The organism is Kitasatospora sp. NPDC093102, assembly GCF_040683915.1.
Taxonomy (GTDB): Bacteria; Actinomycetota; Actinomycetes; order Streptomycetales; family Streptomycetaceae; genus Kitasatospora.
On sequence record NZ_JBFBFA010000003.1, the window covers coordinates 271,997 to 285,701 of the forward strand.

General features: G+C 72.5%; 8 protein-coding genes. 2 read left to right on the forward strand and 6 right to left on the reverse strand.

Annotated features, from left to right (window positions below; all coding sequences use genetic code 11):
* Position 1 precedes the first annotated feature (1 nt).
* From AB0O11_RS06910 to AB0O11_RS06935, 6 genes are all read right to left on the reverse strand, one after another.
* Complete coding sequence (locus AB0O11_RS06910; protein WP_363382585.1) at positions 2 to 910, reverse strand: DUF4097 family beta strand repeat-containing protein; 909 nt, start codon at positions 908 to 910, stop codon at positions 2 to 4.
* Between the two features lie 212 nt (positions 911 to 1,122).
* Entirely contained in the window at positions 1,123 to 1,302 is a 180-nt protein-coding gene (locus AB0O11_RS06915; protein ID WP_049649445.1) for a DUF6104 family protein, read from the reverse strand.
* A gap of 46 nt (positions 1,303 to 1,348) precedes the next feature.
* Positions 1,349 to 3,340: a serine/threonine-protein kinase gene (locus AB0O11_RS06920; protein ID WP_363382587.1), complete on the reverse strand. Its 1,992-nt coding sequence runs from the start codon at positions 3,338 to 3,340 to the stop codon at positions 1,349 to 1,351.
* A 262-nt stretch (positions 3,341 to 3,602) separates the two neighbouring features.
* Positions 3,603 to 7,346: a multifunctional oxoglutarate decarboxylase/oxoglutarate dehydrogenase thiamine pyrophosphate-binding subunit/dihydrolipoyllysine-residue succinyltransferase subunit gene (locus AB0O11_RS06925; protein ID WP_363382589.1), complete on the reverse strand. Its 3,744-nt coding sequence runs from the start codon at positions 7,344 to 7,346 to the stop codon at positions 3,603 to 3,605.
* A gap of 285 nt (positions 7,347 to 7,631) precedes the next feature.
* Positions 7,632 to 8,768 (reverse strand): HAMP domain-containing sensor histidine kinase, encoded by a 1,137-nt coding sequence (locus AB0O11_RS06930; RefSeq protein ID WP_363382592.1) that lies wholly within the window; start codon positions 8,766 to 8,768, stop codon positions 7,632 to 7,634.
* Between the two features lie 159 nt (positions 8,769 to 8,927).
* Complete coding sequence (locus AB0O11_RS06935; RefSeq protein WP_030057574.1) at positions 8,928 to 9,665, reverse strand: response regulator transcription factor; 738 nt, start codon at positions 9,663 to 9,665, stop codon at positions 8,928 to 8,930.
* Between the two features lie 561 nt (positions 9,666 to 10,226).
* On the opposite strand from AB0O11_RS06935, the gene AB0O11_RS06940 reads away from it, so the two are divergent.
* Together AB0O11_RS06940 and lon are read left to right on the forward strand one after the other, a co-directional pair.
* Positions 10,227 to 10,994: a rhomboid-like protein gene (locus AB0O11_RS06940; protein ID WP_363382595.1), complete on the forward strand. Its 768-nt coding sequence runs from the start codon at positions 10,227 to 10,229 to the stop codon at positions 10,992 to 10,994.
* 214 nt (positions 10,995 to 11,208) lie between these two features.
* A complete protein-coding gene (gene lon / locus AB0O11_RS06945; RefSeq protein WP_363382598.1) occupies positions 11,209 to 13,671 on the forward strand; it encodes an endopeptidase La in 2,463 nt (820 codons plus the stop codon).
* The last annotated feature ends 34 nt before the right edge of the window (positions 13,672 to 13,705 follow it).

The following is a 13,705-nucleotide window of genomic DNA, read 5'->3' on the forward strand; positions in this document are numbered from 1 at the left end:
CTCAGGCCTCCTTGGTGAGGTTCGGCGTGCCGGGGCCGGCCGGGAGCTCCTTGACCACCACCGGGCCCTCCTCCTCCGAGTCGGGGCGGCGCAGCACGGTGACCGCGCCGGAGACGGTGGTGACGTTGAGGCTACCGCGGCCCTCGCCGAGCCGGCCGGAGATCTTCTTGGCGCCCCAGGTGCTGCTCATCTGGAGCTGCTCGAAGGTGCTGGAGACATCGCCGCTGGTGGAGCCGGCCTCGACGGTGGCGTCGGCCAGCGAGGGGATCCGGACCACGACCGCGCCGCTGACGGTGTTGACCTTGACGTCGGTCTCGCCGGCCACGTCGAGGTCCAGGGTGACGGCCCCGGTGACGGTGTTGGCCTGGACCCGGTCGGCGGTGCCGGCGATCACGGTGAGCTGTCCGGAGACGGTGTTGACCTTGAGCCGGCCGCCCACCGCCTGGGCGTCCACGTCGCCGGTGACGGTGCCGGCCTCGATGCGGCCGGTCACGCCCGCGAGGGTGGTGTCGCCGTTGGCGCTCTGCACCGAGACGTGCCCGTTGACGCCGCTGACGGTGGCGTCGGCCGACACGGTGCCGACCTTGACCTCGACCTCGGTCGGGACGGTCACGGTCACGCCGGCGATCCGCTTGCGCTTGAAGGAGCCGAAGAAGTCCTTCACCGAGCCGACCGACTTGAGCCGGTCGCCGAACTCGCCCCAGCTGTTGATGTCCTTGTAGGTGACCGTCAGGACGCCGTCCACCAGGGTCACGTGCAGGGGCTCGCCGACCAGCTCGGTGACCTCCAGTCGGGCCGGGCCCTCGGCCGCCACCACGTTCACCGTGCCCTCGATGGTCCGCACGTGCAGCGCGCGCACCGGCTCGTCGAAGGTGATCCTCTCGGGGCCGTCGACCGTCCACTGGCTCATCTTTGCCGCCTCCCGTTGCCGATCGCGATGTATCGCGTTCTTCTTTAAAGACGATATATCGCGTGCTGGCAGAGTCAAGCGCGCCGACCCCCGATCCCGACCCCGATCCGCCCCCGAGGTCTCCCCTACGGGGCCGTGGGGCCTCCGTACCCGGACACGCGCGAGGCCCGGGAGGCGGTTGCCTCCCGGGCCTCGCGGCGGCCGTCACCGGGTCACTCGTCGTCCTCGTCGTCGAGCCGCGCCAGCCAGGTGGCCAGCCGCTCGACCGGGACCTCGAAGTCCGGGTTGAGGTCGACGAACGTGCGCAGCTGCTCGGCCAGCCACCCCAGGGTGACCTCCTCCTCGCCGCGCCGGTTCTCCAGCTCCTCGATGCCTCGGTCGGTGAAGTACACGGTTCGCTCCGGTCCGATGGGGATTGACCTGGTCAGGATAGTCCGGTCAGCTGGCCCGCCAGGTGCTGACGGTGACCTTGGCGGCCCCGGTGGTCGGGTCCGCCTGCTCGATCACCGCGACGGCGATGTTGCGGGTGACCCGGTCGCGCACGCACAGCAGGCGGCCGGGCGCGACCCGGTTGTACGAGAGGTCGGTGTCCGGCCGGGAGTCGATCGCGGCGGCGCACTGCTCGGCGGTGACGGACGGCTCGGTGATCACCGCGAAGTCCGACTTGTTGTCGCCGTAGCTGGTGAAGGAGTTGGCCTTGCTGCCGCCGGTGCCCCCGGCGTTGACCACCCCGAGGCCCCACTTGAGGTCGGTGGAGCGGGGGACCACGGTGCCCGAGTCCAGGTCGATCCGGTAGGCGTCGGAGGAGTACTCGGCGCTGGGGATCGCCAGTGACTTCTTGTCCAGCATCGGGGAGTAGCCGGCCGGCCGGGCCGGGGCCGAGACGGTGCTCTGGCCGGACTTCGAGGGCGCGGCCGTCACCGGGTCGGCGGAGGCCGGGGCGCTCGGGGAGGAGTTCGCCCTGGTCGCGTCCGGGCTCTGGGTCACGGTGACCGCGGCGGCCGGCTTGTTGTCCGGCTTGGTGTCGTCACCCAGCTTCTTCATCAGCACCACGCCGCCCGCGGTGCCGCCGACCGCCATCACCAGGGCGACGGTGAGCAGCACCTTCCAGGACACCCCGCCCTTGCGCTCGGGCTCGGGCTCCGGCGCGGGGGCGGCGGTCACCACCGGGCCGGGCGGCGGGGTGTCGTACGACGGCGGCTCCGGCTGCTGGAGCCGGGCGGTCGGCGGGGCCGGCAGCACCGGTGCGGTCGGCGCCTCGGTGGGCGGCTGCGGGGCGCCGTACGAGCCGACCGGCGGCGGAGCGAAGCCGGGCGGCGGCGTCACCGGCTGCTGCGGCGGGTGCACCGCGGTGGTCGAGTGGGCCGGTGCGCCGGTCGGGTGGGTCGGTGCGCCGGCCGGCGGCGGGGGAGTGGCCGGCATCGCGGGCAGCGGGGTCGGCGGGGTGGCGGGCGCGGCCGGCAGCGGGGTCGGCGGGGCCAGAAGGAATTGTTGCTGCGGGAGGTCGGAGCGACGGGTGATCTCGGTGTTGACCTCGCGCGGCAGCCAGTCCTCGCCGAACCGCAGCTGGCCGCCGACCTCCGGGTGGTTGCGGGCGACCTGGATGATCTCGGCGGGCGTGGGACGGTCCTCCGGGGACTTCGCCAGACAGCGCTGGATCAGCTCGCGCAGGTCCGCCGGGACGCCCGTGAGGTCCGCCTCCTCGTGCACCACCCGGTAGAGCACCGCGGTGTCCGGGCCGTCGCCGAACGGCGCGGTGCCGGCGGCCACGTACGCGGCCAGGGCGCCGAGCGCGAAGACGTCGGTGGCCGGGGTGACCGGGCGGCCCTGGGCCTGCTCGGGGGACATGAAGGCGGGGGAGCCGATCCGGTAGCCGGTGCCGGTCAGGGCGGTGGCGTCGGCGGCCCGGGCGATGCCGAAGTCGATCACCCGCGGGCCGTCCCCGGCGACCAGCACGTTGGCGGGCTTGAGGTCGCGGTGGACCACCTCGACGCTGTGGATCGCCTGGAGTGCCTCGGCGATGCCGCCCATCAGCAGCAGCACGGTGCGCACCGGCAGTGCGCCGTTCTCGCGCACCACCTGCTGCAGGGACGGGCCCGGGACGTACGCGGTGACCAGCCAGGGGGCGTCGCCGTCCAGGCCGCCGGAGTCGATCACCTGCGCGGTGTAGAGCCCGTGGATGCGCTGGGCGTTGCTGACCTCCTGCGCGAAGCGGCGGCGGAACTCGCCGTCCTCGGCGAACTCCGGGCGCACCACCTTGAGCGCGACCGGGCGCCCGCCCGGGGTGTAGGAGAGGTAGACCCGGCCCATGCCGCCGGCGCCCAGCCGGGCGAACAGCCGGTAGCCGCCGACCTCCCGGGGGTCGTCCGGGAGGAGCGGCTGGAAGACCGGTGGGAGCTTGCCGGCGTCCCGAGGCGTGTCGGCGGTCATGTGGTGATCCCCCTGGGAGTGCGGTGAGGTGGTACGGCCGCGGCGGCCGGGCGCGCCCACGGGCGCCGGGGCTGCCGAGCGGCGAGGCATAACCTATCGATCCGTCAGGATCTCGCGCACCGCGGTTCAGGTTTGGTTGCAGAGCTGGGACCTGACGGGCCGGGGGCACGAACGCGGGGCCGGGAGCGCGAACGCCCGCGGCCCCGCCCTCCCGGTGGGGAGGACGGGGCCGCGGGCGTGGAAGGCGCGGGGCTTCAGCGCGTCAGAGCGCGAAGACCTCCTCGACCAGCGCCTGCTGCTCGGCGGCGTGCCGCTTGGCCGAGCCGACCGCCGGGGACGAGGCCGCCGTGCGGGCGACGCGGCGCAGACGGGCCTCGCCGCCGCTGCGGCCGATGACGACCTGCAGGTGGTCGACCAGGTTCATCGCGATGAACGGCCAGGCGCCCTGGTTGGCCGGCTCCTCCTGCGCCCAGACGAACTGGACGTTGTCGCCGTAGCGGGCCAGCTCCTCCTGGAGCTCGGCCACCGGCAGCGGGTAGAGCCGCTCGACCCGGACGATCGCGGTGTCGGTGACGCCGCGCTCGGTGCGGGCCGCCTCCAGGTCGTAGTAGAACTTGCCGGCGGTGATGACCACCTTGCGGACCTGCGCCGGGTCGACGGTGGTGTCGCCGATGACCGGGCGGAACGAGCCGGACAGGAACTCCTCGGTCGCACTCGCCGCGGCCTTCAGACGCAGCATCGACTTCGGGGTGAAGACGACCAGCGGCTTGTGGTGCGGGTTGTGCGCCTGCCAGCGCAGCAGGTGGAAGTAGTTCGACGGCAGGGTCGGCATGGCGACCGTCATGTTGTTCTGCGCGCACAGCTGGAGGAAGCGCTCCGGGCGGGCGGACGAGTGGTCCGGGCCCTGGCCCTCGTAGCCGTGCGGCAGCAGCAGGGTGACGCCGGAGTGCTGGCCCCACTTCTGCTCGGCGGAGGCGATGTACTCGTCCACCATGGTCTGCGCGCCGTTGACGAAGTCGCCGAACTGCGCCTCCCACATGACCAGCGCGTTCGGGCGGGTCAGCGAGTAGCCGTACTCGAAGCCCATGGCCGCGTACTCCGACAGCAGGCTGTCGTAGACGGTGTAGCGGGCCTGGTCCTCGGTGAGGTACTGCAGCGGGGTGTAGTCCTCGCCGGTCTTGCGGTCGATCAGGACGGCGTGCCGCTGGCCGAAGGTGCCGCGGCGGCTGTCCTGGCCGGCCAGGCGGACCGGGTGGCCCTCCATGAGCAGCGAGCCGATGGCGAGGGTCTCGCCCATCGCCCAGTCGATGGTGTTGTCCTCGACCGAGCCGGCGCGGCGCTGCAGCTGCGGCAGCAGACGCGGGTGGACGGTCAGCCAGTCCGGCAGGTTGACCTGGGAGGCGGCGATCCGCTTGACCATCTCCTGGGAGATGCCGGTCCGGATGGAGACCGGGAAGTCGGCGACCGGCTTGCCCGCGGTGGCGTCGGCCGGCGCCTGGGCCGCGTCGCGGACCTCGGCGAAGACCTTCTCCAGCTGGCCCTGGAAGTCCTGGAGCGCCTGCTCCGCCTCTTCCATGGTGATGTCGCCGCGACCGATCAGGCCCTCGGTGTACAGCTTGCGCACCGAGCGCTTCTTGTCGATCAGGTCGTACATCAGCGGCTGGGTGAACGACGGGTTGTCGGCCTCGTTGTGACCGCGGCGGCGGTAGCAGATGAGGTCGATCACCACGTCCTTGTGGAACTCCTGGCGGAACTCGAAGGCGAGCCGCGCGACGCGGACCACGGCCTCCGGGTCGTCGCCGTTCACGTGGAAGATCGGGGCCTCGATCATGCGGGCCACGTCGGTGCAGTACATCGAGGAGCGCGAGGACGCCGGGGCGGCGGTGAAGCCGACCTGGTTGTTCACCACGACGTGCACGGTGCCGCCGGTGCGGTAGCCGCGCAGCTGCGACATGTTCAGGGTCTCCGCGACGACGCCCTGGCCGGCGAAGGCCGCGTCGCCGTGGATCTGGATCGGCAGCACCGGGAAGGTGGTGCCGCCCTGGTCCAGGATGTCCTGCTTGGCGCGGGCGATGCCCTCGACGACCGGGTCCACGGCCTCCAGGTGGGAGGGGTTCGCGGCCAGCGAGACCTTGATGGTCTCGCCGTCCAGGCCGGTGAAGGTGCCCTCGGCGCCCAGGTGGTACTTGACGTCGCCGGAGCCGTGCATCGACTTCGGGTCGAGGTTGCCCTCGAACTCGCCGAAGATCTTGCCGTACGGCTTGCCGACGATGTTGGCCAGCACGTTCAGGCGGCCGCGGTGGGCCATGCCGATGACGGCCTCGTCGAGGCGGTGCTCGGCGGCGGAGTCGATGGTCGCGTCCAGCAGGGCGATCAGCGACTCACCGCCCTCCAGCGAGAAGCGCTTCTGGCCGACGTACTTGGTCTGCAGGAAGGTCTCGAAGGCCTCGGCCGAGTTCAGGCGGCGCAGGATGCGCAGCTGCTCCTCGCGCTCGGGCTTCGCGTACGGCTTCTCCAGGCGCTCCTGCAGCCACTTGCGCTGCTTCGGGTCCTGGATGTGCATGTACTCGATGCCGACGGTGCGGCAGTAGGTGTTGCGCAGCAGGCCGAGGATGTCGCGGAGCTTCATCATCTTGTGGCCGCCGAAGCCGCCGACCGCGAACTCGCGCTCCAGGTCCCACAGGGTGAGGCCGTGCTGGACGACGTCCAGGTCGGGGTGCTTGCGCTGCTTGTACTCCAGCGGGTCGGTGTCGGCCATCAGGTGGCCGCGGACCCGGTAGGAGTGGATGAGCTCCATGACGCGCGCGGTCTTGTTGACCTCGTCGTCGTGGGTGGTGGCGACGTCGGTGGCCCAGCGGACCGGCTCGTACGGGATCCGCAGCGACTCGAAGATCTCGTCGTAGAAGCCGTTCTCGCCGAGCAGCAGGCGGTGGATCTCGCGCAGGAACTCGCCGGACGCCGCGCCCTGGATGACGCGGTGGTCGTAGGTCGAGGTCAGCGTCATGATCTTGGAGACGCCCAGGCGGGACAGGGTCTCCGGGGCGGAGCCCTGGAACTCGGCCGGGTACTCCATGGCGCCGACGCCGACGATGGTGCCCTGGTTCTGCATCAGACGCGGCACGGAGTGCACGGTGCCGATGCCGCCGGGGTTGGTCAGCGAGACCGTGACGCCGGTGAAGTCGTCCATGGTCAGCTTGTTGGCGCGGGCCCGGCGGACGATGTCCTCGTAGGCCTGCCAGAAGCCGAAGAAGTCGAGCGTCTCGGCCTTCTTGATGGCCGCGACGACCAGCTGGCGGTCGCCGTTGGGCTTGACCAGGTCGATGGCCAGGCCGAGGTTGACGTGCTCCGGCTTGACCAGGAAGGCCTTGCCGTCCTCCACCTTGTAGCTGTGGTTCATGCCCGGGGCGGCCTTGATGGCCTGGACCAGGGCGTAGCCGATCAGGTGGGTGAAGGAGACCTTGCCACCGCGGGCGCGCTGCAGGTGGTTGTTGATGACGATGCGGTTGTCGATCAACAGCTTCGCCGGGACGGCGCGGACCGAGGTCGCGGTCGGCACCTCCAGCGAGGCGTCCATGTTGGTGGCGACGGCCTTCGCCGGACCGCGGAGCTGGACCAGCTCGGGGCCGGCAGCGGCGGGCGCGGCCGGCGCCGGGGCGGCGGCCTTGGGGGCCGGGGGCGCGGCGGGCGCGGCGGCGAGCGGGGCCGGAGCGGCGGCCGGGGCCGGGGCCGGGGCGGCCGGGGCGGCGGCGGGCGCGGCCGGAGCAGCAGCGGCGGGCGCGGGGGCAGCGGCAGGGGTCGGCGCGGGGCCGGCCTGGGTCGCGGCCTGGGTCACTGGGGTCACCTCGGTACCGGGCTTGTAGTCGGCGAAAAAGTCCCACCAGGCTCGGTCGACCGAGTTCGGGTCCTGGAGGTACTGCTGGTAGATCTCGTCGACGAGCCACTCATTGGGGCCGAAGCCAGTGGAGCTTGCCGAGCTGTTGGGGGTTTCAGGGGACTGTGGCGACACGGCGGCAACCGCCCTCTTCCGCTTCCTTTTGGGATGTTTGGACAGCGGGGATTAAGGCTACGCCCCTGACCAGTGATCGCGCAGTCCCCGAGGCCCAGGCGTCGCCCAGATCACAGTGTTGACCTGCACTTTGGCTGAAAAAGTGCGTTAGAAAGCCGTATCCGAGGGGAACCGATCGACGCCGAACAGGGGCCATACTCGGGCGAAACCGGACAAAAACTCGGCCGAATCCGCTAACGATCTTCGCGTGCCTCTGTGTCGGATCTGTGACAAATGTCCTGACCGTCACCCCTGGCGCTGCCCGGGCAGCCGGACCTCGATCCGGCAGCCGCGCGGGGACTCGGCCACCGCGATCCGTCCGCCGTGCAGGTCCACCGCCCAGCGGGCGATGGCCAGGCCCAGCCCGGTGCCGCCGTCCGCGCCCGGCCCGGCGGCGGTCGCGGTGCCGCTGCGGCTGAACCGCTCGAAGACCCGGGAGCGGTCGGCGGGCGGGATGCCGGGGCCCTCGTCCTCGACCTCCAGCAGCAGGCCGCCCTCCTCGCCCTCCGGTCGCGCCCGCACCGTCACGGTGCCGCCGGGCGGGGAGTGCTTGCAGGCGTTGTCGACCAGGTTGGCGACCACCTGGTGGAGCCGTTCCGGGTCCGCCACGCCGGTCAGGCCGGCCGGGCTGACCTCCAGGGCCAGTCGGACGTCCCCGCGCCGGGAGAAGGCGCCGCCGGCCGTCGCGCCGTCCACGGTGACCCCGCGCAGCACGCCGTCCAGGAACCCGCGCACCTCGAAGGGGCGGGCGTCCAGGTCGACCACGCCGTCGTCGATCTTGGAGAGGTCCAGCAGGTGGGTGACCAGGCGGCCGAGCCGCTCGGTCTGCTCCAGTGCCGCCTCCAGGGTGGCCGGATTGGGCTGGACGACGCCGTCCACCACGTTCTCCAGGACCGCGCGCAGTGCGGCGATCGGCGTGCGCAGTTCGTGCGAGACGTTGGCGACCAGCTCGCGGCGATGGCGGTCGGCGGCCTGGAGGTCGGCGGCCATGGCGTTGAAGGCGGCCGCCAGTTCGCCGATCTCGTCGCGCGAGTTCACCTCGACCCGGCGGCTGTAGTCCCCGGAGGCCATCGCGCGGGCGGCGGCCGTCATCTCGCGCAGGGGGGCGGTCAGCCCGTGTGCGAGGAACTGCATGAAGAGCAGTGAGGCGATCATGGAGAAGACCATGATGATCCGGATCTGGGTCTCGGACCGGATCGCCACGACCACCATCCCGGTGGCCAGGAACACGGAAACGATCACGAGCAGGGCGAGTTTGCCCTTGATCGAGCGGACCGGGTCGAGCGGCCGGATGTCGGCCCAGACCCGGCGGGCGGCGCGGGTGGCCAGGTTCTGCGGCCGCGCGTCGTCGGATTCCCCGTTGCGTTGCTGTGGAAAGGTCATTGTCCCGTGTGGTCCCCGCGTCGTCCCCCCGCGTGGTGGCGCGGCGTCGTCCGGACACGGGCCCCCCGGCGGCCCGTCGCCCGCGAAGCCGCAGGGATTCGTCTCTTGGGTCTTGTCGGATCAGGCTGCGGGCCCGGCAAGGACCCATGGGACGAACCCCTAGGAGAGCGGGGCCTCCAGCGCGTAGCCGACGCCGTGGACGGTGCGGATCCAGCTGGCGCCGATCTTCCGGCGCAGCGCCTTGACGTGGCTGTCCACGGTGCGGGTGCCGGAGGCGTCGGTCCAGTCCCAGACCTCGGCCAGCAGCTGCTCGCGGGTGAGCACGGCGCGCGGCTGGGCGGCCAGGCAGGCGAGCAGGTCGAACTCGGTCGGCGTCAGGTGGACGTCGCCCGAGGCCAGCCGGACCCGGCGCTGCACGTGGTCGATCTCCAGCTCGCCGAACCGCAGGCTGCCCAGCGCGGGCGTGCGGGCGGCCTGCTGGGCGCGCTCGACGCGGCGCAGCAGGACGTTGACGCGGGCGGCCAGCTCGCGCATCGAGAACGGCTTGGTCATGTAGTCGTCCGCGCCCACGCCGAGGCCGACCAGCAGGTCCGTCTCGTCGTCGCGGGCGGTCAGCATCAGCACCGGCACCGGGCGCTGGGCCTGGATCCGGCGGCACACCTCCAGGCCGTCGAAGCCGGGCAGCATGATGTCGAGGACCACCAGGTCCGGCTGCCAGGTGTGGAAGCCGTCGACCGCGCCGGGGCCGTCGTGGGCCACGGCGACCTTGAAGCCCTCGGCGCCCAGCCGGGCGGCGATCGACTCGGCGATCGTGGGCTCGTCCTCCACCACCAGCACTCTGCGCTGGCTGCTCACAGTGCCACCGGTGTTGTGGTTGTCCTGCTGAATTTCTGTCACGGTCACGCCACCGCCCCCAGGGCTGCGGGCCGGCCACCTGTGGGGATGGCGGGGCTCCGCTCGTAGTCTTGTTCCGTCGTGGACTGTGCCGGGTCCGCCGTCCCGTCGCGCGACAGGGAGCCGAGGGCGGATGGTCGGCCGCCCACTTCTCCCGCGCACTTCGCAGCGTACGGACAGCGGATGCTTCCCGGCAGGTGGACCGGACGTTTCCGGCCCGTGGGCCGGCCGTCGGGCCGCCCTCGGACCCACTGCACGAGTGGGCACGGGCCGATACCTTACCCGGCGAATTTTCTCTGTGTAACGGTACGTATGCAGTCCAGTTGACGCCAAGTCGCCGGTCAGAGGCCGTGCTGCCGCGTTGGCGGAGAGAAGGTCTGGACCAATGCCGGGAATCCGGCGGTCCGCTACGGCAGGGGTCTTCACGGGCTTTTCCCAGGCGTCTCTCAGAACCTCGACGTACCGTGGCCGCGACAGCACCCGACCGGGCGGAATCCGCGGCGCGCGCCGGTACGTTGGGCACCAGGCGAGGAGCCGGTGGCTGCGGCGTGGAGCGGAGGCGGCATGGCGGGACTGGAGCGGGGTGCCGGCGCAGGCCGGGCCGCGGGAGCGCCGTACGGAATGCTCCGCCTCGGGCTGCGCGCCGGTGTCGTGGAGTGGCTGCTGGAACGGGTGCCGACGCCCCGGCGAACGCCCTTCACGCTCGGATACCTCGCCGTCGTGGGAGCCACCACGACCTTCGCCGGACTCGCCGATCCGGAATTCGTCCAGCGGTTGCAGGAGGCCTCCAGTTCGGACGGGCACAACCTGCTCCAGCATCCTCTGCGCGCTCTCGCACTGAGCGGATTCTGGGTGGCCGGCGAGGTGTGGATGCCGTACCTGTGGGGATTCGCGTTCACTCTCGCGCCGCTGGAGCGAAAGGTCGGCCCGGCCCGGGCGGCGGCCGTGTTCGCGGCGGGGCACGTCGTGGCGACGCTGCTCTCCCAGGGGGTGGTGATCACCGCGGTGGAGACCGGGCGGATGGCGCCCGAGGTGATGGACCGCCTGGACATCGGGGTCAGCTACGGCGTGCTCGCCTGCTTGGGGGCGGTGGCCGGGCTGCTCTCCTGGCGCGGGCGGCTGCTCGCGTTGGGCGGCGCCGGGCTGATGATCGCCGAGCAGATCGCCGGCGACAAGGACGTGGTCACCGGCGTGGGGCATCCGGCCGCGGTGCTGACCGGGGTCGCGCTGTGGCGCTGGGTCCGCCGGGCCGAGCGGCGCCCGCTCCGGCCGCGTCCGGCCCCGGCGACGGCCGCCGGCGGTGCGCCCGCGCGGGTGTGGACGGTGCGCTGACGCCGCCCGGTCGCGATCGATCCGGGACCGGGGGTCTTCACCCCGGGACTTCTCTGGACGTGTCCGGTGCGCTCCCGGTGCTCTTTTGACGGAGCCCGGCGCGGCACCTCCCGCCCCGATCCGTGTTCGCTCACGGCGAACTGAGGGTCGGGAACATCCGGCGGCCGCCAGGCCTTAGTCAGGTCGACTCAAGTTCGCTGACTGGGGAGAGATCATGGCATCGACGTCCACACCGCTCACCCTGCCCGTGCTGCCGCTCGACGACGAGGTCGTCCTGCCGGGCATGGTCGTTCCGCTGGACCTGAAGGACACCGAGGTGCGCGCCGCGGTCGAGGCCGCCCGGGCTGCTGCCACCGGCGCCGCCAAGCCGCAGGTCCTGCTGGTCCCGCGGGTGGACGGCTCGTACGCGGCGGCCGGCACGCTGGCCACCGTGGAGCAGGTCGGCCGGCTGGCCGACGGCCCCAACGCGGTCGGGCAGCCCGCCGCGCTGGTGCGCGCCGTGCGCCGGGTCCGGATCGGCGTCGGCACCACCGGCCCCGGCGCCGCCCTCTGGGTGGAGACCACGCCGTTCCGGGAGTCCTCGGTGGGCACCCCGGTGGCCGGCCGTGCCGCCGAGCTGGTCAGGGAGTACAAGGCGCTGTCCACCCAGTGGCTGCGCAAGCGCGGCGCCTGGCAGATCGTCGACCGGGTGGACCGGATCGAGGGCGTCGGCGAGCTCGCCGACAACATCGGCTACGCGCCCTTCGCCACCGCCGAGCAGAAGCTCAAGGTGCTGCTGGAGGCCGACCAGGTCGCCCGTCTGGAGTACGCGCTCACCCTGCTGCGCGACCACCTCGCCGAGGAGGAGGTCAACGACACCATCCGCAAGGACGTCGAGGAGGGCGTGGCCAAGCAGCAGAAGGAGTTCCTGCTCCGCCGCCAGCTGGAGGCCGTCCGCAAGGAGCTGGCCGAGCTGAACGGTGAGGCGGCCGACGAGGAGGGCGACTACCGCGCCCGGGTCGAGGCCGCGGACCTCCCGGAGAAGGTCCGCGAGGCCGCGCTCAAGGAGGTCGACAAGCTGGAACGCTCGTCCGACCAGTCGCCCGAGGGCTCCTGGATCCGCACCTGGCTGGACACCGTCCTGGAACTGCCCTGGAACGAGCGCACCGAGGACGCGTACGACATCGCCGGCGCCCGCGCGGTGCTCGACGCCGACCACGCCGGCCTGGCCGACGTGAAGGAGCGGATCATCGAGTACCTGGCCGTCCGCAAGCGCCGGGCCGACCAGGGGCTCGGGCCGGTCGGCGGGCGTCGACCGGAGGGGCAGGGCGAAGCGCTTCCCGGCAAGAGCGGTGGACGGCGGGAGGGAGCGGTGCTGGCCCTGGTCGGCCCGCCCGGCGTCGGCAAGACCTCGCTCGGCGAGTCGGTGGCCCGCGCCATGGGCCGCACGTTCGTCCGGGTCGCGCTCGGCGGCGTCCGGGACGAGGCGGAGATCCGCGGCCACCGGCGCACCTACGTCGGCGCCCTGCCCGGCCGGCTGGTGCGGGCGATCAAGGAGGCCGGCTCGATGAACCCGGTCGTCCTGCTGGACGAGATCGACAAGGTCGGCTCCGACTACCGGGGCGACCCGGCCGCCGCCCTGCTGGAGGTGCTGGACCCGGCGCAGAACCACACCTTCCGGGACCACTACCTGGAGGTCGAGCTCGACCTCTCCGACGTCGTCTTCCTCGCCACCGCCAACGTCCTGGAAGCCATCCCCGAGCCGCTGCTCGACCGGATGGAGCTGGTCCGGCTGGACGGCTACACCGAGGACGAGAAGGTCGTCATCGCCCGCGACCACCTGCTCCCGCGCCAGTTGGAGAGGGCCGGCCTCGGCGGCGAGCAGGTCACCGTGGACGAGCCGGCGCTGCGCAGCCTCGCCGGGGAGTACACCCGGGAGGCCGGCGTCCGCAATCTGGAGCGCTCGATCGCCCGGGTGCTGCGCAAGATCGCCGTACAGGCCGAGCTGGGCGAGCGCGAGCTGCCCGTCGCGGTCGGTGCGCAGGACCTGCGTGCCCTGATCGGCCGGCCGCACCACGTGCCGGAGTCCGCCCAGGAGCCGGCCGAGCGCCGCACCGCCGTCCCCGGCGTGGCCACCGGTCTCGCGGTGACCGGCGCCGGCGGCGACGTCCTCTACATCGAGGCCTCGCTCGCCGACGCCGAGACGGGCGGCACCGGGCTGACCCTCACCGGGCAGCTGGGCGACGTGATGAAGGAGTCCGCGCACATCGCGCTCTCCTACCTGCGCTCGCGCGGCGCCGAGCTGGAGCTGCCGGTCACCTCGCTGCGCGACCGCGGTGTGCACCTGCACATCCCGGCCGGGGCCGTCCCCAAGGACGGGCCGAGCGCCGGCATCACCATGACCACGGCGCTGGCCTCGCTGCTCTCCGGCCGCAAGGTGCGCACCGACGTGGCGATGACCGGCGAGGTGTCACTGACCGGGCGGGTGCTGCCGATCGGCGGGGTGAAGCAGAAGCTGCTCGCCGCCGACCGGGCCGGGGTCACCACGGTGATCATCCCCAAGCGCAACGAGGCCGACCTGGACGACCTCCCGGCCGAGGTGCTGGAGCGGCTCACCGTCCACCCGGTGGCGGACGTGCGGGAGGTGCTGGAGCTGGCGCTGGAGCCGGCCGCGGCCACGGTGCTGGTGGCCGCCTGACCGGAGGCCCGGGCCGCCCGAGCGGCGGCCCGGG

Coding starts and splice junctions, on each gene's coding strand:
- lon (WP_363382598.1), top strand. CDS start 11,209: ATGGCATCGACGTCCACACCGCTCACCCTGCCCGTGCTGCCGCTCGAC.
- AB0O11_RS06910 (WP_363382585.1), bottom strand. CDS start 910: ATGAGCCAGTGGACGGTCGACGGCCCCGAGAGGATCACCTTCGACGAG.
- AB0O11_RS06940 (WP_363382595.1), top strand. CDS start 10,227: ATGGCGGGACTGGAGCGGGGTGCCGGCGCAGGCCGGGCCGCGGGAGCG.
- AB0O11_RS06930 (WP_363382592.1), bottom strand. CDS start 8,768: ATGACCTTTCCACAGCAACGCAACGGGGAATCCGACGACGCGCGGCCG.
- AB0O11_RS06920 (WP_363382587.1), bottom strand. CDS start 3,340: ATGACCGCCGACACGCCTCGGGACGCCGGCAAGCTCCCACCGGTCTTC.